19 protein-coding genes are annotated in these 22,176 nt (G+C 69.4%); 11 read left to right on the plus strand and 8 right to left on the minus strand.

Features of this window, described 5'->3' with window-relative positions; all coding sequences use genetic code 11:
• Window positions 1-39: 39 nt before the first annotated feature.
• Entirely contained in the window at window positions 40-858 is an 819-nt protein-coding gene (locus BST17_RS26645; protein ID WP_109750319.1) for a helix-turn-helix domain-containing protein, read from the minus strand.
• A gap of 86 nt (window positions 859-944) precedes the next feature.
• On the opposite strand from BST17_RS26645, the gene BST17_RS26650 reads away from it, so the two are divergent.
• Window positions 945-1,655 carry an SDR family oxidoreductase gene (locus BST17_RS26650; protein ID WP_083062025.1) on the plus strand — a complete coding sequence of 237 codons (711 nt, stop codon included), beginning with the start codon at window positions 945-947 and terminating at the stop codon, window positions 1,653-1,655.
• Here BST17_RS26650 and BST17_RS26655 read toward each other — a convergent pair.
• Together BST17_RS26655 and fadD4 are read right to left on the minus strand one after the other, a co-directional pair.
• On the minus strand, window positions 1,633-2,535 hold the full coding sequence (locus BST17_RS26655; protein WP_083062026.1) for an enoyl-CoA hydratase/isomerase family protein: 903 nt from the start codon (window positions 2,533-2,535) through the stop codon (window positions 1,633-1,635). The two genes, BST17_RS26650 and BST17_RS26655, sit on opposite strands and share 23 nt — an antisense overlap.
• A complete protein-coding gene (fadD4, locus tag BST17_RS26660) occupies window positions 2,532-4,049 on the minus strand; it encodes a fatty-acid--CoA ligase FadD4 (RefSeq protein ID WP_083062027.1) in 1,518 nt (505 codons plus the stop codon). Before fadD4 ends, BST17_RS26655 begins: the two co-directional genes overlap by 4 nt.
• Before the next feature lie 295 nt (window positions 4,050-4,344).
• On the opposite strand from fadD4, the gene BST17_RS26665 reads away from it, so the two are divergent.
• From BST17_RS26665 to BST17_RS26680, 4 genes are all read left to right on the plus strand, one after another.
• Window positions 4,345-5,124, plus strand: a complete 780-nt coding sequence (locus BST17_RS26665; RefSeq protein ID WP_133053605.1) for a hypothetical protein — start codon at window positions 4,345-4,347, stop codon at window positions 5,122-5,124.
• 91 nt (window positions 5,125-5,215) lie between these two features.
• Complete coding sequence (locus BST17_RS26670) at window positions 5,216-6,415, plus strand: mechanosensitive ion channel family protein (protein WP_083062029.1); 1,200 nt, start codon at window positions 5,216-5,218, stop codon at window positions 6,413-6,415.
• Window positions 6,416-6,444: 29 nt separating this feature from the next.
• Window positions 6,445-7,779: a DUF2867 domain-containing protein gene (locus BST17_RS26675; RefSeq protein WP_083062030.1), complete on the plus strand. Its 1,335-nt coding sequence runs from the start codon at window positions 6,445-6,447 to the stop codon at window positions 7,777-7,779.
• A 5-nt stretch (window positions 7,780-7,784) separates the two neighbouring features.
• Window positions 7,785-8,213 (plus strand): SRPBCC family protein, encoded by a 429-nt coding sequence (locus BST17_RS26680; protein ID WP_234807844.1) that lies wholly within the window; start codon window positions 7,785-7,787, stop codon window positions 8,211-8,213.
• A gap of 60 nt (window positions 8,214-8,273) precedes the next feature.
• Here the strand turns inward: BST17_RS26680 and BST17_RS26685 are convergent, their stop codons facing one another.
• The 3 genes from BST17_RS26685 to BST17_RS26695 form a co-directional block, all read right to left on the minus strand.
• Complete coding sequence (locus BST17_RS26685; RefSeq protein WP_083062032.1) at window positions 8,274-10,103, minus strand: phosphoenolpyruvate carboxykinase (GTP); 1,830 nt, start codon at window positions 10,101-10,103, stop codon at window positions 8,274-8,276.
• A gap of 144 nt (window positions 10,104-10,247) precedes the next feature.
• Window positions 10,248-11,570 carry a hypothetical protein gene (locus BST17_RS26690; protein ID WP_109750320.1) on the minus strand — a complete coding sequence of 441 codons (1,323 nt, stop codon included), beginning with the start codon at window positions 11,568-11,570 and terminating at the stop codon, window positions 10,248-10,250.
• On the minus strand, window positions 11,567-12,283 hold the full coding sequence (locus tag BST17_RS26695; protein WP_234807845.1) for a P-loop NTPase family protein: 717 nt from the start codon (window positions 12,281-12,283) through the stop codon (window positions 11,567-11,569). The genes BST17_RS26690 and BST17_RS26695 overlap by 4 nt, the downstream gene beginning before the upstream one ends.
• Window positions 12,284-12,396: 113 nt before the next feature.
• Here BST17_RS26695 and trmB point away from each other — a divergent pair, with 113 nt between their 5' ends.
• The 3 genes from trmB (at window position 12,397) to BST17_RS26710 (ending at window position 17,164) form a co-directional block, all read left to right on the plus strand.
• Window positions 12,397-13,155: a tRNA (guanosine(46)-N7)-methyltransferase TrmB gene (gene trmB, locus BST17_RS26700; protein WP_083062041.1), complete on the plus strand. Its 759-nt coding sequence runs from the start codon at window positions 12,397-12,399 to the stop codon at window positions 13,153-13,155.
• Between the two features lie 28 nt (window positions 13,156-13,183).
• Window positions 13,184-13,894 carry an NYN domain-containing protein gene (locus tag BST17_RS26705; RefSeq protein WP_083062042.1) on the plus strand — a complete coding sequence of 237 codons (711 nt, stop codon included), beginning with the start codon at window positions 13,184-13,186 and terminating at the stop codon, window positions 13,892-13,894.
• A gap of 63 nt (window positions 13,895-13,957) precedes the next feature.
• The gene (locus tag BST17_RS26710; protein WP_083062033.1) at window positions 13,958-17,164 is read left to right on the plus strand and encodes an MMPL family transporter; all 3,207 of its coding nucleotides are present in this window, start codon (window positions 13,958-13,960) and stop codon (window positions 17,162-17,164) included.
• On the opposite strand, the gene BST17_RS26715 is transcribed toward BST17_RS26710, so the two are convergent.
• Window positions 17,124-18,269: an AI-2E family transporter gene (locus BST17_RS26715; protein ID WP_083062043.1), complete on the minus strand. Its 1,146-nt coding sequence runs from the start codon at window positions 18,267-18,269 to the stop codon at window positions 17,124-17,126. The two genes, BST17_RS26710 and BST17_RS26715, sit on opposite strands and share 41 nt — an antisense overlap.
• Window positions 18,270-18,340: 71 nt before the next feature.
• On the opposite strand from BST17_RS26715, the gene BST17_RS26720 reads away from it, so the two are divergent.
• The 3 genes from BST17_RS26720 to BST17_RS26730 are packed head-to-tail and all read left to right on the plus strand — an operon-like array spanning window position 18,341 to window position 21,072.
• Window positions 18,341-19,426, plus strand: a complete 1,086-nt coding sequence (locus BST17_RS26720) for a lysylphosphatidylglycerol synthase transmembrane domain-containing protein (RefSeq protein WP_083062034.1) — start codon at window positions 18,341-18,343, stop codon at window positions 19,424-19,426.
• Between the two features lie 16 nt (window positions 19,427-19,442).
• Window positions 19,443-20,702, plus strand: coding sequence for a M23 family metallopeptidase (locus tag BST17_RS26725; RefSeq protein WP_083062035.1), 1,260 nt, complete (start codon window positions 19,443-19,445; stop codon window positions 20,700-20,702).
• Window positions 20,695-21,072: a DUF3054 domain-containing protein gene (locus BST17_RS26730; RefSeq protein WP_083062036.1), complete on the plus strand. Its 378-nt coding sequence runs from the start codon at window positions 20,695-20,697 to the stop codon at window positions 21,070-21,072. Before BST17_RS26725 ends, BST17_RS26730 begins: the two co-directional genes overlap by 8 nt.
• Before the next feature lie 151 nt (window positions 21,073-21,223).
• Here the strand turns inward: BST17_RS26730 and BST17_RS26735 are convergent.
• Window positions 21,224-22,176, minus strand: a 953-nt coding sequence (locus tag BST17_RS26735; RefSeq protein ID WP_083062037.1) for an HNH endonuclease signature motif containing protein, incomplete at its 5' end; no start/stop codon positions are given.

A 22,176-nucleotide genomic window follows, 5' to 3' on the forward strand; every position in this document is an offset into this window, starting at 1 on the left:
CAAGTATGCACTACGTGTGCGCACGTGCGCACATATAGTTCAGATGCCGCGGCTGGCCGCCAGGCTGCCGAGCATCTTGACCGCATCCGCACTCGGTGAACCGGGCGCGGCCTGGTACACCACCAGCTCCTGACCGGGCGCGGAGCGCACCGCGAACGTCTGTAGCCCGAGGGTCACGGTGCCGACCTCGGGATGCCGGAAGACCTTGGTGTCCAGCGTCTTTCCCCGGACATCGTGGCGAGCCCACAGCTGTGCGAACTCCGGGCTGGTGGCCAGCAGCTCGGTGAGCACCGCGACCACCCGCGGGTCACCGGGCTGCTCGCCATGGTTGCGCCGGAAACCCGCCACCGAATTCGCCGCGATGCGCGGCCAGTCGGCGTAGAACTCCCGGGCCCGCGGCTCGGTGAACACCAGTGTCATCAGGTTGCCGTGCGCACCGAAATCCCCGAACAGCGCCTCGGCGATCGGATTGGCCGCCAACACATCATAGGCCCGGTTGTAGACCAGCGCCGGGTTGTCCGGCCACGCCGCCATCAGCTGCAGCAGAGCGGGATCCACCCGGTCGGGGGCGACCGGCCCCGGTGCCGGTGCGGCCTGGCCGCCCAACCGGAACAGGTGTGCGCGGCCGTCCTCATCCAGACGCAGCGCGGTCGCCAGCGCCTCCAGAACCTGGACCGACGGTGATCGTTCCCGGCCCTGCTCGAGGCGGACGTAGTAGTCGACGCTCACCCCGGCCAGGTGGGCCACCTCCTCGCGACGCAGACCGGGCACCCGGCGCAGGCCCACGCTGACCAGTCCGACGTCCGCGGGCCCGAGCAGGGCCCGCCGGCTGCGCAGAAAATCCCCGAATTCCGGCATATGGCCACAGTAGGCGCGGGCGATCGCCGATGCCTGGGTGTCACGCACCCTGGCACGGCCACCGCACCCGACCGAGGCTGGAACGCATGACCGATAAAAAGATCGTCCTCGTCACCGGAGCCACCAGCGGGATCGGCGAAGCCATCGCGCGTCGGCTGGCCGCCCAGGGTCACCAGGTGGTGGCCGGAGCCCGCCGCACCGACCGGCTGGACGCACTGGCAGGAGACAATCTGGCGATACGCCGCCTCGACGTCACCGACCGGGCGGATTTCACCGGCTTCGTCGACTCGGCCGTCAGCCGGTACGGGCGCGTCGACGTGTTGATCAACAACGCCGGGGTGATGCCGCTGTCCCGGATGGACGCGCTGCTGGTCGACCAGTGGGACACCATGATCGACGTGAACATCCGCGGTGTGCTCAACGGCATCGCCGCCACCCTGCCGCACTTCCAACGGCTCGGCAGTGGACACTTCGTCACGGTCGCCTCCGTCGGTGCGCACGAGGTCGTGCCCACCGCCGCGGTGTACTGCGCCACCAAGCATGCGGCGTGGGCAATCACCGAGGGGTTGCGCCTCGAGCTGGACCCCTCGATCCGGGTCACCACCATCTCACCCGGTGTCGTGGAATCCGAACTGGCCGACACGATCACCGACCCGACCGCCGCTGACGCGATGCGCAGCTACCGCGCCGCGGCGATCGCGCCGGACGCCATCGCCCGGGCGGTCGGCTTCGCGATCGACGAACCCGCGGACGTGGATGTCAACGAGATGGTGATCAGGCCGGCCCGGCAGCGCTGACGATCTCGTCGACCAGGCCCCAGGACAGCGCGGTCGCGGCGTCGATGGTGGCGCCGGTGAGCACCAGATAGGCGGTGCGCCAACGGCCGATCCGCCGCGTGATGCTCACGGTCCCGCCCGCCCCGGGGAGCAGTCCGAGCGCGAGTTCGGGGAGTCCGATGGTGGCCGCGGGGTCGGCGCTGACATGACCGCAGTAGGACGCCATCTCCAGCCCGCTGCCGAGCACCTGGCCGTGGACATGTGCCCGGCAGGCCGGGCCCAGTCGGGCGGTCAGCTCGTCCAGCGCCAGCGCCGGGCTGTGCCGGGTCCTGGCCAGGTGCGCGCTCGCCGGATCGGCGAGGGTGCCGAACTCGGCGAGATCGCCTCCGCTGCAGAAGGATCGGCCATTACCGGTCAGCACCACCCCGGTCACCGAATCGTCGAGGCGGGCCACCTCGAGAGCCTCCAACAGGGCGGCGCGCGCATCGGTGGTGAAGGCGTTGTGCCGCTGCGGCCGGTTGAACTGGATGTGCAGCGTGTCACCGGTCCGCTGGGACAGCACCGGGTCGGCGATGTGCGGCAGCTCCGCGGGCCCGCGTTCGGCAAGCCAGCGCCCGAACTCCGGCCCGGACTGCAGGGTCGAGTACGCCAGCGATTCGGTGATCACGCCGGCGTAGGTCGAGCGGGCCGGGTCGGCGCTGCGCAGGACGTCGTCGCATACCGCCGCGGACTGCGGCCAACGCTGCAGCCGGGTCCGCAGCTCGGTCACCGTGGCGTGCACCGAGGCCACGGTGACCGCCCGCCGGTCGTCGGTGTGGTCTTCGGTGAGGGTGAAGGTCGCCGCCTCGACCGGATCGCCGACGCCGACGGTGATCCCGCCGGGAAGTTCGAGGACGCTCACGAGTACTTCTTGATCAGCTCCTGCTTGTAGAGCTTGCCGGTATCGGTGCGCGGCAGTTGCGCCTCGAACGAGATGGAGCGCGGGCACTTGTAGTGCGACAGCTGATCTCGCAGCCAGGCCAGCAGCTCGGCGGCGAATTCGTCGGTGGCATCGGCCGGGTCGACGGTCTGCACCACACCCTTGACGGCCTGGCCCATCTCGTCGTCGGGGATCCCGAACACCGCGGCGTCCATCACCTTCGGGTGGATCACGAGCATGTTCTCGGCCTCCTGCGGGTAGATGTTCACCCCACCCGAGATGATCATGTGGTGCCGCCGGTCGGTGAGGTACAGGTAGCCGTCGTCGTCGAGATAGCCGATGTCGCCCACTGTCTTCCAGCCGTGGGAATCCCGCGACGACGCGGTCTTCTCGGCATCGTTGAGATATTCGAAGTCCTGACCGCCCTCGAAGAAGATCTCGCCGGCCTGTCCGGGCGGCAGTTCGTTGCCGTCCTCGTCGAGGATGTGCACCACCCCGGTCATGGCCTTGCCCACCGAGCCGGGGTGGGCCAGCCACTCCTCGGCACTGATCAGTGTGGCGCCGATCGCTTCGGAGGAGGCGTAGTACTCGTCGACGATCGGGCCCCACCAGTCGATCATCTGCTTCTTGATCTCCACCGGGCAGGGCGCGGCGGCGTGCATGACGCGCTGCAGACTCGACACGTCGTAGGAATTGCGGACCTGCTCGGGCAGTTTCAGGAAGCGCGTGAACATCACCGGGACGAATTGGCCGTGCGTCACGCCGTATTTGCCGATGGCCTCCAGCGCGCCTTCGGCGTCGAACTTCTCCAGCACGACGGTGGTGATGCCACCGGCGAGCGCCTGCATGGACCACACCGACGGAGCGGTGTGATACAGCGGCGCGGGGCTGAGGTAGACCGCGTCGGGATTCATCCAGAACGAGACCAGTGCGGCCATCATGCCCGGGGTCTCCGACGGCGGCAGGTGCGGTAGCGCCCGCTTGATGCCCTTGGGGCGGCCGGTGGTGCCCGAGGAGTACTGCAGCAGATCGCCGTCCCACTCGTCGTCGATCGGCGTGGTCGGTAGATCGGCGACCGCCTCGGGGTAGCGCACCCAGCCGTCCAGCTCGCCGGTGGTGAGCAGCACCGGCGGCAGACCGTTGGGCAGATGCTCGGCCAGGCCCTCAAGCACCGGGGTGAGTGCCGCCGAGCCGACGATCGCCTTGGCCTCGCTGTTGTCGATGATGTATGCGGCCTCGGCGGCGGTCAGGTGGGTGTTGATGGGCACGTAGTACAGACCGGTGCGCCGCGCCGCCCACATGACGACGTGCATGTGCTCGTTGTTCTCGATCAATATGGCCACCGCGTCACCCTCGACCAGGCCGTGCTCGCGGAAGTAGTGCGCCAGCTGATTGGCCCGTGCCTCCATCTCGCCGAAGGTCACCACCGTGCCGGACGGATGGATGATGACGGCGGGCTTGTCGGGCGTGGCGGTGGCCGTTTCACGGATCTGCATGAGGCGACTTTACGATGCCGTCCGCCCGGCCCGACAGAGAAGTGCCCAAAAACTTGACAACCGTCAAGTTCGACGGCCGGCCCCATCCCTTACACCAACCACGTTTTTGCCACACGGCGCTGTGTCGCAAATGCTGCGCTAATTGCCGTTATTTTCTTGTTAGGTGTTTTATGCACTTGAACCTCGCTTTAAGTACACCGTTTTGTCTTGCTATTGCATTGCTAGCTATCTTCGATGTTAGGTTGTGCGGAAGTTTCCGCAGTACTGGAGCGGGGTCACCGGAGGAGAGACGATCTTGACCGCACGCATCGACTCCGGCGCCGTCGCGCGCTCGGTCTCACCCGGCTCGGGCACCGGTTTCCAGGCCTGCGCACCGGACCTCGTCGCCCACATCGAGGGCACCGGCACCGCGTGTCTTCCCGGTGCGGTCGGCGCCGAGTGGCTTGCCTCCGTCGGCGAGTACGCCGCCCGGGTGTCCACCGGCGAGCACGACGTGATGATCGAGGGCGCCGACGCCGCCGCCCTGCCGTTCTTGCGTGAGCTGTGCGCCGACCGCGGACTGCAGGAGCTGATGGAGTCGGTGGCCCGGTCCGCCCACCCCGCGGGCGACCGCACCGACCGCACCTTCGACTGGGCCCTGCGGGTGATCAACGGGCCGGACCCGCAGCGCCGCCCGCTGTGGCTGCACTACGACGCCAGCGTCGTCACCATGGTGATCCCGGTGGTGGTGCCGCAGGCTGCACCCGGACAATCCGGGGAACTGGTGCTCTGCCCCAACCGGCGCCCATACCGATCCTGGGCCCTGACCAACCTGATCGAGAAGATGGTCGTCCAGAGTGATTCCTACCGGCGCCGCTTCCTGCGCCGGCTGCGCTGGGACCGCGACGCCGAGATCGTCGCGGTGCGCCCCGGCGACGCGTACCTGTTCTGGGGTTACCGGTCGTATCACGCCACCCTGCCGTGCGCCCCGGGCACCAGCCGCGTCACCGTGGTGCTGCACTACCGCAACGTGCACGGCAACAGCCGGCTGATTGATCGCGCCAAGCGCGTGCGGGCGGCACTGCGCCCGGCGTGAGCCGGGTCGCACTTTCGGTTCCGGCGGGTTTTGCGGCGCGCCAGACCCGGGTAGCCCTGCGGGCGGACCTGCACCCGACCCGAAAGCAGTCATGCCCGAGGAGATCCTGCCCGCAGCCACCAATCTCGCCGTCACCTTGGCCTGGACCACCGGGGCGGTGGTCATCGCGTACTTCCTGGGCGTCGGCGTGACCTGGGCGATGCGCCGCATATGCGCACACCGCGGCTGGCTCGCCGACATCGCCCTGCTGACCCCGCGGCCGATCCGGGCCGGGCTGATGGTCACCGGCGCGTCGATCGCCCTGCAGCGCTCGTCACCGGCCGACGCGTCCTGGCGCCCCTGGGTCGATCAGAGCCTGCGCATCGCCACCATCGCGACGGTCACCTGGTTCGTCGCGAAACTGGTGACGGTGGTAGAACGCCGGATGATCGACAAGTTCGGTGGTGGCGACACCGGCCTGACCGATGCCGATCTGCAACGCCGCAAGGTGCGCACCCAGCTGACGGTGCTGCGCCGGCTGGCGATCGCCGTCGTGGTGATCCTCGGGCTGGCCGCCGCGCTGATGACCTTCCCGTCCTTCGCCGATGTCGGCAAGACGCTGTTCGCCTCCGCCGGTGTGCTCTCGGTGGTCGCCGGGCTGGCCGCCCAGACCTCGTTGGGGTCGGTGTTCGCCGGCCTGCAGATCGCCTTCACCGATGCCATCCGGGTAGGCGATGTCGTTGTGCTGGAAAAGGAATGGGGCCGCATCGAGGAGATCACGCTGACCTACGTGGTGGTCCAGGTGTGGGATGAGCGCCGTCTGGTGCTGCCCTGCACCTATTTCACGACCACCCCGTTCCAGAACTGGACGCGCAGCGCGACCGAGATCCTGGGCACCGTGTCGCTGGACGTCGATTTCAGCGTCTCGCTCGACGAGATGCGTGCCGAACTGGACCGGCTGCTCGACCGCAACGAACTCTGGGACGGGCGCTCCGGCGTCCTGCAGGTCGTCGACGCCGTCGGCGGCACCGTCCGGGTCCGCATCACGGTCAGCGCACCGAACGCCGGCGCGTTGTGGGACCTGCAGTGCTTCATCCGGGAGGGCATGGTGGTCTGGTTGCAGAACAGCCGCGGCGGCGCGCTGCCGCGGTGGCGCTTCGAGCCGGCACCGGCCCCCGAATCGGTCCCGCAACCCCGGCGCGAGTTCTCCCGCGCCGGCGCCCGAGCGGACCACGGGCTGTTCTCCGGCAGCGACGCCGCCGAGGACCGCAACCGCGCGTTCGACGGTCCACCCGACGACAAACAGGCTTGAACACCGATCCGAGGGGGCATCTACATCGAATGACAGATGTGGGTGCGCAACGGGTTCTCGTCACGGGAGCCACCGGTTACATCGGCGGACGGCTGGTGCCCCGGCTCATCGCCGCCGGCCACCGGGTCCGGGTGCTGGTGCGCAACCCGGACAAGATCCGCGACGTCCCATGGGCCGGCGATGTCGAGATCGACCGCGGTGACCTGACCGACCCCGACAGCCTGCGGGCCGCATTCCGCGATATCGACGTCGTGTACTACCTGGTGCACTCGATGGGCAGCGGCGACGAAGACTTCGAGGACACCGAACGGCGCAGCGCCCAGAACGTGGCCGCCGCCGCGCGCGATGCGGCGGTCGGCCGGATCGTCTACCTGGGCGGCCTGCACGAGAACTCCGACCGGCTGTCCACCCACCTGCGATCACGCACCCAGGTCGGCGACATCCTCATCGACTCCGGGGTGCCGACGCTGGTCCTGCAGGCCGGCGTGGTGATCGGCTCCGGGTCGGCATCCTTCGAGATGATCCGGCACCTGACCAACCGGCTGCCGATCATGACGACCCCGCGCTGGGTCAACAACCGCATCCAGCCGATCGCCGTCGGCGATGTCCTGCACTACCTCGTGGAGGCGGCCACCGCAGACCTTCCGCGCAGCCGCACCTACGACGTCGGCGGGCCGGACGTCCTGCGCTACGGCGAGATGATGCAGATCTACGCCGAGGTCGCCGGCCTGGCCCGGCGACGCATCGTCGTCCTGCCGATCCTGACACCGAAGCTCGCCGGGCTGTGGATCGGACTGGTGACCCCGGTGCCACTGGGCATCGGCCGGGCGCTCATCGAATCGCTCAGCACCGACGCGGTGGCCGACGAGCACGATATCGACGACATCATCGCCGCACCGCCCGGCGGGACCACGCCCTACCGCGAGGCCGTCGCGCTGGCGCTGCGCAGCGCCGCCGACCCCGAGGCCGACACCGGCTGGGAAGGCATCCCGGCCGATCCGCTGCCCAGCGACCCGGACTGGACCGGGCAGATCGTGCACACCGAGGACCGCGCCACCGAGATCGCGGCCGGCGTCGACCGGGTGTGGGAGTCGTTGCTGCAGTGGACATCCCGGCACGACCGCTGGACGGTCGAGGAGAAGCAGGAGCCCCGCCAGCTGCGGTTGCGCGGTACCGGCCGGGCCCGGCTGGAATGGCGCACCGAATCGCTGTCCGCCGACCGGACCCGGCTGCGCCAGCACGCGAGCTACACCCCGATCGGCCTGCCCGGGCAGCTCTACTGGCACGGACTGCGGCCGCTGCACCGCGCCCGGATGGCCCGCGCGCTGCGCGATGTCGCCCGCTACGCGCAGGGCCGACCATGATCGAGATGCAGCGTGAGTTGGTCACCGCGGCGCCACCCAGGTCGGCCTTCGACTACTTCGCCGACTTCACCACCAGTGAAGAGTGGGACCCCGGGTCGATCCGGACCGTGCGGGTGTCCGGGGACGGCGGGGTGGGCTCACGGTATGCCAACACCTCGAAGATCGCCGGACGCACGAATGACGTTGACTACGAGGTGATCTCGCTGGTCCCGGGCAGGTCGATCGAACTGCGTGGAGAGAACTCGTCGTTGATCACCCACGACACCATCACCGTGGAACCGCACCCGCACGGGTCGCTGGTGACCTACCGCCTCGAGTTCACCTTCCAGGGCTGGCGGCGCTACGCCGAACGCGTGCTGCGCCGCGCGGTCTCGAAGTTGGCCAACAACGGCGCCGACGGGCTGCGGCGCGAGTTGGACCGGCTGGAGGCCTAGGACGGGCTGTGCCCCCGGGATCAGCGGATCCAGGGGGCACAGGCGGTCGTTCGCGGCGGATTACTCCGATTCGGCCAACCGGGTCTTGAGCGCGTCGAACTCGTCCTTGATGCCGGTGGGCAGCTTCTCACCGACGAACTCGAACCACTCCTCGATCAGCGGCAGCTCGGCACGCCACTCCTCGGCGTTGACGGCCAGCGCCTCGTCCACATCGGCCGGGTCGACGTCCAGGCCCGACAGGTCCAGATCGGCGGCGGTCGGCACGATGCCGATCGGGGTGCTCTTGCCCTCGGCCTGATGCTCGATGCGCTCGATGGCCCACTTCAGCACGCGGCTGTTCTCACCGAATCCGGGCCACAGGAAGCGGCCGTCGCCGCCGCGGCGGAACCAGTTGACGAAGAACACCTTCGGCAGCTTGGACTCGTCCGCCTGCTTGCCGATGTTGATCCAGTGCTGGAAGTAATCGCCGACGTTGTAGCCCAGGAACGGCAGCATGGCCATCGGGTCGCGGCGCACGGTGCCGACCTTGCCCTCGGCGGCGGCGGTCTGCTCGGAACCCAGGGTGGCGCCGATGAACACGCCGTGCTGCCAGTCGCGGGCCTCGGTGATCAGCGGGACGGTCGTCTTGCGGCGGCCGCCGAACAGGATCGCCGAGATCGGCACGCCCTGCGGGTCGTCCCACTCGGGCGCCAGCGTGGGGCACTGCGAGATCGGGGTGCAGTACCGCGAATTCGGGTGTGCTGCCTTAGTTTCGGTCTCGCGCAGAATCCAGTCCTGGCCCTTCCAGTCGATCAGGTGGTCGGGCTCACCCTCCAGGCCCTCCCACCAGACATCGCCGTCATCGGTCTTGGCGACGTTGGTGAAGACGGTGTTGCCCGCGGCGATGGTCTTCATGGCGTTGGGGTTGGAGTCCCAGTTGGTGCCCGGCGCGACGCCGAAGAAGCCGAACTCCGGGTTGACTGCGTAGAGCTGACCGTCCTTGCCGAACCGCATCCAGGCGATGTCGTCACCGACGGTCTCGGCGCGCCAGCCCGGGATGGTGGGCTGCAGCATCGCGAGGTTGGTCTTGCCGCAGGCCGACGGGAAGGCCGCGGCGATGAAGTAGGCCTTGTTCTCCGGGGAGATCAGCTTGACGATCAGCATGTGCTCGGCCAGCCAGCCCTCGTCGTGGGCCATGGCCGAGGCGATGCGCAGCGAGTAGCACTTCTTGCCCAGCAGCGCGTTGCCGCCGTAGCCGGAGCCGTAGCTCCAGATCTCGCGGCTCTCCGGGAAGTGGGTGATGTACTTGGTGTCGTTGCACGGCCATGGCACGTCGGCCTGGCCGTCCTCCAGCGGCGCGCCCAGCGAGTGCAGCGCCTTGACGAAGAAGCCGTCCTCGCCGATCTTCTCCAGCGCCTTGGCGCCCATCCGGGTCATGGTGCGCATCGAGACCACGACGTACTCGGAATCGGTGAGCTCGACGCCCAGCTTCGGGTCCTCGGCGTCCAGCGGGCCCATGCAGAACGGCACCACCCACAGGGTGCGGCCGCGCATCGAACCGCGGTACAGGTCGGTCATGATGCCGCGCATCTCGGCCGGGTCCATCCAGTTGTTGGTGGGCCCGGCGTCGACCTCGCGCTCGGAACAGATGTAGGTGCGGGACTCGACGCGTGCGACATCGGACGGATCGGAGAGCGCGAGGTAGGAGTTCGGCTGCTTCTGGTCGTTCAGCTTCTGGAAGGTGCCGGCCTCGACCAGCTGGGCGGCGAGGCGTTCGTACTCCTCCTGGGACCCGTCGGCCCACGCGACCCGCGCGGGCTGGGTGAGCTCGGCGACCTCCCGAACCCAGGCCAGCAGGCCCTGATGCGTCGTCGGTGCATTGTCGAGACCGGGAATGGTCGCTGAGGTCATCAAAGTCTCCTGCGTTGTTTCCGTGCGCATGCCGTTAACCGGCAGGTCACGATCGTCCCTGAAATAGAGGTTAACGCGGGTGACTTTGGTCTGGGGAATCGGGACAATGTCCGATCACTCACAGGAACGATTCAGAAAGTTCCGCTACTCGGCGGTAACCGAATTCAGGTCGCTGCGCACTGCCCGCAAAGCCGCACGAAGCGAGCATAACCGCCGCTGCGTGGCCATCGCAGTGGTCGCGACCGCGGTGGCGTGCGTGCGGAGCCGGGCGTCGATGGCAGCCACCCGCTCGGCCGTCCGGGCGGCCGCGCTGTCGGCGGCGGCGACGGATTCCGCGGTCAGCGCGGCCTCGGCGGCGAGCAGCCGACGGCCGACCAGCGCCTCAGTGTCCGAGCGCAGGGCCGCGGCGACGGAACCGACCCAGCGGTCCAGGTGTGCGCGCTCGTGCAGCAGACCGCGCATGCCGACCACCCACAGCGTCAGCAGCAGACCGACCGCGGCGCCGACGACGGCGGCCGTCCCGGCGGCACCCGGGGCCAGCCCGACCAGCAACCGGCCCGCGGCCAGCGCCACCCCCAGGCCGAACCCGGCACCGAGCAGCGTCATCAACCGCATCTCCAGCCCGCGCGAGGTCGGCCCGGGCCGAGCGAGCTGCGGAACGGGCGTCGGCGGGCCGGTATCGGGCCGGGACAACATCAGCTCGTCGGCGATCCGGTCCGAGCGCGCCCGCACCGCGTCGTCCAGCTCGGCCACCAGTTGCTCGGCGCGTGCGGCGGCGTGGGCCACGAAATCCTGGCCCCACCGCCAGCCGGACGCGTCGTGTGCCAGCTCGCCGTGCAGGTCGGCGACCCGGCCGCGGGCCAGCTGGATCAGATCCAGCCGGGCCTGCTGCACCCGGTTACGCAGTCCAAGAGTCTGCGCCGACCGGATCTCTCTGGCCGCGCGCAGCTCGGCGTCGCGACGCTCGTGCAGGCCGGCGGCGACCGGGTCGGCAGCGCTCGCCGCCGCGATCTGCTCAGAAAGACGAGTTTCGTTTGCGCGCAGCCGATTTCGGCGAGCCAACGCCGGGTCGGCGAGCGCCCCGGTGAGCAGCTGCACCAGATCGGCCAGTCGCGGGTCGCCGCGCCGCGGGGCGGCGGCAACCGCCAGCCACGGCATGGTCCGGTAGCGGGCGGCACGCGCGGCGCAGGCCGCCTGATCCGCCGCGCGCACCGCCGGCCAGTCGTGGTGCACATCGGCCTTGGTGACGACCCCGATCACCAGATCGGTGCTCCGTGCGGCCGCGTCGAGGATGCCGAGGTCGGAGGCGCGCAGCGGCGCCGCCGCGGACACCGCGAACACCACCGCGTCGGCAGCATCGGCCTGCTCGACGACGGTGTGCCCCGGTAGGGCCTGGCGCAGCGCCCCGGCCAGCGCGGTCACCCCGGCCAGCGGCGGCCCGGTCACCAGCACCACGCGCGCGGTCACGGCGCGGGTCCGGGCGGACCGGCCAGCCGCAACTGCCCGCGGACCAGGTCGGCCGCACAGTCGGCGTGCAGTCGGCCGACCGGGCCGCGTCCGTAGCGCTGCCAGTGCCGGGCGCAACGCGACGGCGGACCCACGACGGGATCCAGGCCCGCCGCGCGCAGCACGTCGGCGGCCGCATCCGCCGCCGCCCACACCGCGGTGTCACCGGCCAACAGTTCGGCCAACGGGGTGTCGGTGGCCGCCAGCGCGCGCAGCCGGGTCAGCGCCGCCCGCAGCCGCCGGTACCGCGTCGGTGCGGTGGCGGCGTCGATCTCGGCGGACAGCGCCGCCAGCCCGGTGCCGTGCAGCGCGCTCACCGCGACCGTCGGCACTCCGGTGCGCCCGGTGATCGCGGCGGCCCGCGCGGTCGGGTCGTCGAGCGCATCGGCCTTGTTGAGCACGATCCGCAGCGGCCGGGTGGTGTCCGTATATATAGGGCGATCCTCTGGCGTGACGGTCTCGGTGACGACCAGCAGGACCGCATCGGCACCGGCGGTGTCATCGGCGCACCGCACACCGGTGCCGCCCAGCGCGGCGGCCAGGGTGCGCCGCCCGGCGCCGGGCCGTCCGGTCAACGCCACCCGCGGCGGGGTGCGCAGCGTCGCGATGATCGGTGCCAGCGCGGGCCGCGCTCCGTCCGCGGTCAGGGCGGTCAGCTCGGCGATCAGACCCACCCGTTCATCGTGACACCGCCCGCGCACCCCGGGATGCGGTGATTTGGGCCGCAGACCGGCTCAGGCAACTGTTGGGTATCAATCTGTACCGCGATGCGGGTACCCCGGCCTCGATGCGCGACGATGGACCGATGTATGCCCAGGGGGAGGACGCCGGCGGGACCGACCCCGCGCCGGGCGCGCCCACCCATCACCAACGGCGGGTGACGAGTTTCCGCACCCGCCGCTCCCAGCTGACCGGTGCTCAGCAGCAGACGTGGGAACGGCGCTGGCCCGAGCTGGGCGCCGAGGCACTGGACGCGTCGGGACGCCCAGCCCGGCTGGACCCCGTGCAGTGGTTCGGCAGGCAGGCGCCGCTGGTCCTGGAGATCGGCTGCGGCACCGGCACCTCGACCGCCGCGATGGCCCAGCTCGAACCCGACCTCGACGTGATTGCCGTCGAGGTCTACAAGCGTGGGCTGGCGCAGTTGTTATCGGCCATCGACCGCGAGGGGATCACCAACATCCGGATGATCCGCGGCGACGGTGTCGACGTCCTCGAACACCTGCTGCCCAGCGGATCGCTGACCGGGGTCCGGGTGTTCTTCCCCGACCCGTGGCCCAAGGCCCGCCACCACAAGCGCCGGCTCATCCAGCCGACGACGGTCGGGTTGATCGCCGACCGGCTGCGTCCAGGCGGGATCCTGCACGCGGCGACCGACCATCAGGGGTATGCCGAGCACATGGCCGAGGTCGGAGATGCCGAACCGCGGTTGCGCCGCGTGGACATCGCCGACGGCCTACCGATCTCGGTGGCCCGGCCCGAGACGAAGTACGAACGCAAGGCCCTGGCCGGGCCGATCGTGACGGAGTTGCTGTGGGAGCGGCGATGAGTGCGTGCGCGACGACCAGGAGGCCAAGGTGAGCATCGACACCGAGTCCGACAGCCCCGAGACTGCCGACATCCCGGCCCAGCCGGTACCGAGCGCGCCGCCCGTGCAGCGGGTGCTGCTGGTCTGGGACGCCCCCAATCTCGACATGGGCCTCGGGTCCATCCTCGGTGGCCGGCCCACCGCCGCCCACCGGCCGCGCTTCGATGCGCTCGGCCGCTGGTTGCTGAGCCGGACCGCCGAACTGTCCGGTCGACGTGACGCCGACACCGACACGCTGCCGACCCTGGAGCCCGAGGCGACGGTGTTCACCAACATCGCCCCAGGTAGCGCCGATGTCGTCCGGCCCTGGGTCGAGGCGCTGCGTAACGTGGGCTTCGCCGTCTTCGCCAAACCGAAGATCGACGAGGACAGTGATGTGGACAGCGACATGCTGGACCACATCGCGCTGCGCCGTGGCGAAGGTCTGGCCGGTGTGGTGGTCGCCTCGGCCGACGGTCAGGCGTTCCGGGCACCGCTGGAGGAGATTGCTCACGACGGCGTTCCGGTGCAGGTGCTCGGATTTCGCGAACATGCCAGTTGGGCGTTAGCGTCGGATACCTTGGAGTTCGTCGACCTGGAGGACATCCCTGGTGTCTTCCGGGAGCCGTTACCGCGAATCGGCCTTGATTCGCTGCCTGAGCAGGGCGCGTGGCTGCAGCCGTTCCGGCCGTTGTCAGCGCTGCTGACCTCGCGCGTCTGAACAATTGAAGCGACAATTCGCGCGCAACGTGAAACAGACCTGATGAAGAATTAAGGAGCCGACGTGTTCGCCTGGTGGGGTCGAACGGTGTACCAGTTCCGATACGTGGTTATCGGTGTCATGGTCGCACTGTGCCTTGGTGGCGGGCTGTACGGAGCAAGCCTCGGACAGCACGTCACCCAGAGCGGTTTCTACGATGAGACCAGTGAATCGGTGCGGGCGTCGCTGCTCGGCGACGAGGTGTACGGCCGCGACCGCACCAGCCACGTGGTGGCGATCCTCACCCCGCCCGACGGCGAGAAGGTCGACAACCCGGAGTGGATGGAGAAGGTCACCGGGGAACTGAACGACCTGGTCTCCGACAACGAGGACCGGATCGTCAGCTGGGTGGGCTGGCTGCGGGCACCCGATGCCGCGGCCGAGACCGTGCAGCAGATGAAGACCGAGGACCTGTCCAAGACCTTCGTCAGCATCCCGCTCAAGGGCGAGAACGACGACGAGATCCTGAAGAATTACCAGGCCATCGAGCCGCAGCTGTCCGAGGTCAACGACGGCAAGATCCAGCTCGCCGGCCTGCAACCACTGGCCAGCGAGCTGACCGGCACCATCGGCGAGGACCAGAAACGCGCCGAGGTGGCCGCCATCCCGCTGGTCTGCGTCGTGTTGTTCTTCGTGTTCGGCGGTGTGGTCGCCGCAGCCCTGCCCGGCATCATCGGCGGCCTGACGATCGCCGGTGCGCTCGGCATCATGCGGGTGTTCGCCGAGTTCATGCCCGTGCACTTCTTCGCCCAGCCGGTGGTGACCCTGATGGGTCTCGGTATCGCGATCGACTACGGGCTGTTCATGGTGAGCCGCTTCCGCGAGGAGCTCGCCGAGGGCTATGACACCGAGGCCGCGGTGCGGCGCACCGTGATGACCTCCGGGCGCACCGTGATGTTCTCCGCCGTGATCCTGGTCGCGTCCTCGGTGCCGCTGCTGCTGTTCCCGCAGGGCTTCCTGAAGTCGATCACCTACGCGATCATCGCCTCGGTGATGCTGGCCGCCATCCTGTCGGTCAGTGTGCTGCCGGCCGCGCTGGCCATCCTCGGCCCGCGCGTGGATGCCCTGGGCGTGCGCTGGCTGCTCAAGTTCATCCAGAACGATGTCTCATCCGACCCGGCGAACACCCGCACCAACACGCTGGCGATCGCCTCCATCCCGGCCGGTGTGCTGCTGCCACCGGCGGGTATCGCGCTGGGACACCTGGCCCGTAAGCGCATCAAGCAGACCGGCGAACAGGGTCTGCCGCTGACCCTGATCGGACTGGCGCTCGGCTACGTGGGCCTGCTCGGCTGGCTGGCCTACTTCACGATCTCCAACAAGGACTCCCTCGGCGGTGGCCTGTACTGGGTCATTCTCGGCGTAATCATCTTCGTCGCGGTGGTGGCGGGCGGCCTGGCGCTGGCCCGCTGGGTGCCGCTGGCCCGCGCGCCCATCGTCTGGTGGGTGGAGTGGCTGGCCGAGAAGACGCAGAAGACCAAGACGCGCGCGGAGGTCGAGAAGGGCTTCTGGGGCAAGCTGGTCAACGTCGTGATGAAGCGGCCGATCGCCTTCGCCGCGCCCATCCTGATCGTGATGATCCTGCTGGTGCTGCCGCTGGGCCAGCTGGCGCTCGGCGGTATCAGCGAGAAGTATCTGCCGCCCGACAACGGTGTGCGGCAGGCCCAGGAGGACTTCGACCGCAGCTTCCCCGGGTTCCGGACCGAGCCGCTGACGCTGGTGATCCAGCGTGAAGACGGCGAACCGATCACCGACCAGCAGCTGGCCGAGGTCCGCGCCAAGGCGATGAACGTCAGCGGCTTCATCGACGCGGACAACGATCCGAGCAAGATGTGGCAGGAACGGTCCGCGCAGGACACCGGCACCAAGGATCCGTCGGTCCGGGTGCTGCAGAACGGCCTGATCGACCGCAACGACGCCTCGCAGAAGATGGACGAACTGCGCGCAATCCAGCCGCCACGCGGTCTGGACATCGCGGTCGGCGGCACGCCGGCCCTGGAGCAGGACAGCATCCACAGTCTGTTCGACCGGCTGCCGCTGATGGCGGTGGTGCTGATTGTCACGACCACGATCCTGATGTTCCTGGCGTTCGGCTCGGTGGTCCTGCCGATCAAGGCCGCATTGATGAGCGCGCTGACTCTGGGTTCGACGATGGGCATCCTGACCTGGATGTTCGTCGACGGGCACGGGTCCGGCCTGATGAACTACACGCCGCAGCCGCTGATGGCCCCGATGATCGGGCTCATCATCGCGGTGATCTGGGGTCTGTCGACCGACTACGAGGTGTTTCTGGTCTCGCGCATGGTGGAGGCCCGCGAACGCGGGTTGTCCACCGCCGAGGCGATCCGCATCGGCACCGCGACCACCGGCCGGCTCATCACCGGCGCCGCGCTGGTGCTGGCGGTGGTGGCCGGGGCGTTCGTGTTCTCCGACCTGGTGATGATGAAGTACCTGGCGTTCGGTCTGCTGATCGCGCTGCTGCTCGACGCGACCATCATCCGGATGTTCCTGGTGCCCGCGATCATGAAGCTGCTCGGCGACGACTGCTGGTGGGCACCGCGCTGGATGCGTCGCCTGCAGGAGCGGATCGGTTTGGGTGAGACCAACCTGCCCGACGAACGCAAGGGGCGTCCGTCGATGCACGACACCGACGACGACGAACCGGCCGATCAGGACGCGCTGGTCGGCGCGGGTGCTCCGGTGCCCCCGCCCGCCCAGCACGATCCCGGGCATCCCGGTCCGCCGCCGGGGCCGGGTCCGCGTGGACCCGTTCCGCCGCCGGTGCGCCCGAGCGGCCCGTCCGGCTCGGCCACCAGCCGTATCCCGGCGCCGGAGCCCCCGACGACCCGTTTCGCCGCCCAGCCGGATTCGGCCGCGACCACCGCGATCAACGCGGTGAACACACCGACCGAGCGGCGGCCGCGCGCCGAGCAGAACCCGGCGCGGGAGAAGCGCGAGATCGAGTCGTGGCTCGGCGAACTGCGCGGCAGCGCCTCGCCGACCACCGCGATCCCGAGTGCCCGGCCGTCGACGCAGCCGACCCGGGCGATCCCGCAGCCCGAGGACAACGAGGCGACGACTGCCATCCCCGCCCAGCCCGGTTCGGGTGACCCGGAGTCCACGGAGAAGATCGACACCCGGGCGGCCCGCGAGCAGGCCGATGAGACCCCGACCCGCCGCGGCGGCGGTGTCAGCGCGGCGGATCTGCTGCGTCGGGAAGGTCGTCTCTGAGCGCTTCGGGCTCCAGCTCGGCGACCACCTGCTCCTGCTCGGCCTCCGGATCGTCGGCGAGCAGGACCCGGATGGCGCTGTTGAGGACCGCGAGGATGGGGACCGCCAGCAGCGCGCCCAGGATGCCGGCGAGCACACCGCCGGCGGCGATGGCCAGCACCACCGCCAGCGGGTGCACCGATACCGCGCGGCCCATCACCAGCGGTTGCAGCACATGGGATTCCAGTTGCTGCACGGCCAGGATGAGGCCGAGGGTGATCAGCGCGTAGACCCAGCCCTTGGCGATGAGCGCGACGATCACCGCGACGCCACCGGTCAGCACCGCGCCGATCAGCGGGACGAAGGCTCCCAGGAACACCAGTGAGGCCAGCGGCAGCGCCAGCGGGATACCCATGATGGCCAGGCCGGCGCCGATACCGACGGCGTCGACCAGGGCCACCACGCAGGTGGCCCGCACATAGCCGGTCAGCGAGTGGAAGCCGGCGCGGCCGGCGTCGCGGACCCGCTCCCGCACCGAGCTCGGGAAGATCTTGGTGACGTAGGCGAAGATGTCCCGCCCGCCCAGCAGCAGGAAGATCAGGGTGAACAGCACCAGCAGGGCGCCGGTGAGGATCTCGGTGACGGTGGCCGCCGTCGACAACGCACCGCTGGTGACCCGGGCCTGGTTCTCCTGGAGTGCGGTGATCACCGCGTCGCCGGCGTGGTCGATCTGATCCCGGCTCAGGTGCAGCGGGCCGTCGATCAGCCAGCCCCGCACACCGTCCACGCTGGCCGACACCTGCTCCACCAAAGCCGGTGCCCCGGTGATGAATTGGCTGACCACGAAGCTGAGCAGCCCGCTGACGATCGAGATGGAGCTCAGCAGCACCACGGCCACCGCCCAGCCGCGCGGGGCGCGGCGTCGGTGCATGAAATCCACCAGCGGCGTCAGCAGCGCGGCGAACATGGTCGCCAACGCGACGGACACCACGATCAGCAACATGTGGCTGATCACCCAGAGCAGCGCGACCACGGCCGATCCGATGACCAGCAACCGCCAGGCCCACGCCGCGGTCTTGCGGACCAGCGGATGCACCGACTGATCGGCGATCGGATCTACCGTCATGGCGGTAGCGTACGCGCGGCGCGCCGGGTAACCGCAGGTCATGCGCCACATGGCCCGGTTAGTCTGTAAACGTGTCGCACGATGCGCCGATGAGCGACGCCGATCGCCTGCAGGCCCGCACCCGCGGCCGGTACTGGTGGGTGCGCTGGGCGGTCATCGCGGTGGCGGTGACCGTGCTGACCGTCGAACTGGTGCTGGTGTGGGATCAGCTGGCCAAGGCGTGGAAGAGCCTGCTGTCGGCGAACTGGTGGTGGGTGCTGGCCGCGGTCGTCGCCGCGATGGCCTCGATGCACAGCTTCGCCCAGATCCAGCGCACCCTGTTGCGATCGGCCGGTGTGCAGGTGCGGCAGTGGCGCTCCGAGGCGGCGTTCTACGCGGGCAATGCACTGTCGACGACGTTGCCTGGCGGGCCGGTGCTCTCGGCAACCTTTGTCTATCGCCAGCAGCGGATGTGGGGTGCGTCCCCGGTGGTGGCGTCCTGGCAGCTGGTGATGTCCGGCGTGCTGCAGGTGGTCGGGCTGGCCCTGCTCGGGTTGGGCGGGGCTTTCCTGCTGGGCGCGAGCCGCAATCCGCTGTCGCTGATCTTCACCCTCGGCGGCTTCTTCCTGCTGCTGATACTGGCCCAATCGGTGGCGGCCAACCCGCAGCAGATCGACGGCATCGGTGTGCGCCTGCTGTCCTGGTTCAATGCGTTGCGCAACAAGCCATCTGACACCTGGCTGGACAAGTGGCGCGAACTGCTGCGCCAGCTGGAGTCGGTGCGGCTGAGCCGACGCGCGCTGGGCAATGCGTTCGGCTGGTCGCTGTTCAACTGGGTTGCCGATGTGGCCTGCCTGGCGTTCGCGGCATACGCCGCCGGCGGACATCCCTCACTGGCCGCGCTCACCGTGGCCTATGCCGCGGCCCGCGCGGTCGGATCGATTCCGCTGATGCCGGGTGGTCTGCTGGTCGTGGAGGCCGTGCTGGTGCCGGGCCTGGTATCCAGCGGCATGACGCTGGCCTCGGCCATCTCGGCGATGCTGATCTACCGGCTGGTCAGCTGGATCTTCATCTCGGCCATCGGCTGGGTGGTGTTCTTCTTCATGTTCCGCACCGAGATGGACGTCGACCCGGACGCGCCGGCGAGCGCCGAGGACAAGGAGCACCGTGACCCCTAGAACTGCCCTTCCCGCAATGCTTTTCGGCGTGGTGTTGGGCCTGGCCGCGTGCTCGCCGACGACCGAGCAGCCCAGCACCGCCACCGAGACGCCGCCGAGCAGCAGCGCGCCACCACCGTCGACCAGCACCACGACGAGCTCGCCCACCCCGGCCGCCGAGGCGCCCGTCGCAACGCCACTGCTGGCCCGCGCGGTGGCGGCGCCGGTTCCGGTGCGCGCCACCGACGGCCGTACCCACCTGGCCTACGAACTACTGCTGACCAATGCGATGGATCAGGAGGTCACCGTCGACTCCCTGCAGGTCCGCAGCGGCGACGCCGGCGAGCCGCTACTCACCCTCAGCGGCGCCGACCTCGCCGAGCGCACCCGCATTCTGGGCACCACCACCCCCACCGGGCGGCTCGGCCCGTCCCAGTCGGCGCTGGTCTGGCTCGACGTCAGCACCGACAACGGTGCTGTCCCCACTGATCTCGATCACCAGGTACAGGTCACGCTGACCACGCCGATGCCGCCGCTGCTGCCGCCACAGATCACCGAGACGGTGGCCCCGGTGACCGTGCAGACCCGCGAACCGGTCGTCATCGCGCCGCCGCTGCGCGGACCGCTGTGGTGGGATGCGAACAGCTGCTGCGGGATGACCCCGCACCGGTTGGCCATCAACCCGATCGACGGCGCGCTCTATGGTGCCGAGCGGTACGCCATCGACTACGTCCAGCTGCGGCCCGACGGCAAGCTGTTCTCGGGCGAGGTCGGCGATCTGGCCAACTACGCCTACTTCGGCACCGATGTGCGCGCGGTGGCCGACGGCCCGGTGGTCGCGGTGCTGGACGGTCTGCCCGAACAGACCCCCGGCGTGGCGCCGACCGGGCTGCGGCTCGACGAGTACGGCGGTAACCACGTGGTGCAGGACATCGGCGGCGGGAACTTCGCGTTCTATGCCCACCTCAAGACGGGCTCGGTGGCGGTGAAGCCGGGTGACCGGTTGGCAAGCGGGCAGGTTCTCGGTCAACTGGGCAACAGTGGCAATACCGATGCGCCGCACCTGCACTTCCATGTCATGGACGCCGCCGACCCGCTGAAGGCCGACGGGCTGCCGTTCGTCTTCGACGGTTTCCGGCTGACCGGTCGCACCGATGACCGTATCGGGCCGGACGGTGACGCGATGGACACCGTACTCGCCGGCAAGCCGGCTCCGATGGTGCCCGACTTCACCCCACGGGATGAAACCCGAGTCACGCCACTGGTTTCGGATGTGATGGAGTATCCGGGTGAGTGAGCAGAGCCGGCGTCCGCCGGTCAGAACGCCGACCGCGCTGCTGACCGACGTGGCGTGCGTGGTGGTGTTCTGCACGATCGGCCGACGTAGCCACGACGAGGGCCTGACGGTGACCGGCATCGCCGAGACCGCGTGGCCGTTCGTCACCGGTACGCTGGCCGGCTGGCTGGCGGCACGCGCGTGGCGCAACCCGGCGGCCCTCTATCCCACCGGTTTGATCGTCTGGGCCGTCACCGTGGTACTCGGCATGCTGCTGCGCAAGGCGACCTCGGCGGGTACCGCACCGAGTTTCATCGTGGTTGCGACGCTGACGACGGCGGCACTGCTGCTGGGCTGGCGCGGTATCGCTGCTGCGGCGAGGCGACGCTAGCCGACCGGTGCCACGCCCGCGCTGTTGCTGCGGGTGGCGAGCCCGGCGGTCTCGTACCGGGCCCGCCACGTGGGCGGCATTCACTGTGTAGTTGTCAAGGTGCTGTATTGAGATCTACGTAAAGATGTTGTCGCCGTTGCTATCCGGCTGACTATGCGGCGGCCCGTAGGTCGGTCATGGTGCGTCGATTGTGTGAGCGCAGATGCTCCGGCTCAGGCTCACCTGGCTTGTGCGGTGGGATGAACCAGGGATGACGGTCGCGGCCGAGGTAGACCTGCCACCCGCCGTGGTGGATCAGGGTGTGGTGCAGCCGGCACAGCAGCACGCCGTTGTCGAGGCTGGTCTGGCCGTCTTCACTCCAAGGGCGGATGTGGTGGGCGTCGCACCAGGACACCGGCCGCCCGCACCCTGGGTGCGCACAGCCGCCGTCGCGTACCCCGAGCGCTTTGCGGATTGCCGGGGTGAACAGCCGCTCGGCGCGCCCGACATCGAGTGGCACCCCGGTGTAATCGACAATGACCTTGGTCAGCGTGGAATCGCACGCGATCAGGTCCGCGGTCGCGGCACTGACCGGCCCGCCGAACCCGAGCCGGTCCACCGCCTCCTCACCACCCACCGTCGCGGCAGCCGCGGCGGGCCGGATCAACGTGACATGCGGTAGCACCCCACCGGACATCGGTCGTGTCGACTGGGACAGATAGGTGCGCAGGATCTGCGCGACCGCATCCCCACGACGTTTTTCGATCGGCCGCGGATCCGGTGACCCATCCGGCAGCGGCACCGGCCGGCATAGCGGATCCAGCGCCGCACACAGCCCTTCCCCGGTCCCGACGTCGAGGTTGAGGGTGGCCTCATACCGGCCCTCCTCGCCCAGGACCAGGGTCATCGTGTTGAGGTCGGCGTCCTCGGCGACCGGTATTACCCGCTCCTCCGGCGGGAGGGCTGCGGTGCGGTCGATGGCGATCGCCCGCGCCTTCTTACCCACTTCGGCCGGGGTGGTCTGGGTCATCAGTTTGGTCACCACACTGGCCCGATCATCCTCGGACAGTTCGGTTCTGGCATTGATGTGGGTGACGCCTTTGCCGACGGCGTCGGCGAACTCGA

This window comes from Mycolicibacterium bacteremicum (assembly GCF_002086115.1).
In the GTDB taxonomy this organism is placed as follows: domain Bacteria; phylum Actinomycetota; class Actinomycetes; order Mycobacteriales; family Mycobacteriaceae; genus Mycobacterium; species Mycobacterium bacteremicum.

Excerpts from the sequence above, each read along its gene's own strand:
- BST17_RS26675 (WP_083062030.1), top strand. The coding sequence starts at position 6,445 with ATGACAGATGTGGGTGCGCAACGGGTTCTCGTCACGGGAGCCACCGGT.
- fadD4 (WP_083062027.1), bottom strand. The coding sequence starts at position 4,049 with ATGCAGATCCGTGAAACGGCCACCGCCACGCCCGACAAGCCCGCCGTC.
- BST17_RS26725 (WP_083062035.1), top strand. The coding sequence starts at position 19,443 with ATGCTTTTCGGCGTGGTGTTGGGCCTGGCCGCGTGCTCGCCGACGACC.
- BST17_RS26680 (WP_234807844.1), top strand. The coding sequence starts at position 7,785 with ATGCAGCGTGAGTTGGTCACCGCGGCGCCACCCAGGTCGGCCTTCGAC.
- BST17_RS26650 (WP_083062025.1), top strand. The coding sequence starts at position 945 with ATGACCGATAAAAAGATCGTCCTCGTCACCGGAGCCACCAGCGGGATC.
- BST17_RS26670 (WP_083062029.1), top strand. The coding sequence starts at position 5,216 with ATGCCCGAGGAGATCCTGCCCGCAGCCACCAATCTCGCCGTCACCTTG.
- BST17_RS26715 (WP_083062043.1), bottom strand. The coding sequence starts at position 18,269 with ATGACGGTAGATCCGATCGCCGATCAGTCGGTGCATCCGCTGGTCCGC.
- BST17_RS26645 (WP_109750319.1), bottom strand. The coding sequence starts at position 858 with ATGCCGGAATTCGGGGATTTTCTGCGCAGCCGGCGGGCCCTGCTCGGG.
- BST17_RS26685 (WP_083062032.1), bottom strand. The coding sequence starts at position 10,103 with ATGACCTCAGCGACCATTCCCGGTCTCGACAATGCACCGACGACGCAT.
- trmB (WP_083062041.1), top strand. The coding sequence starts at position 12,397 with ATGCGCGACGATGGACCGATGTATGCCCAGGGGGAGGACGCCGGCGGG.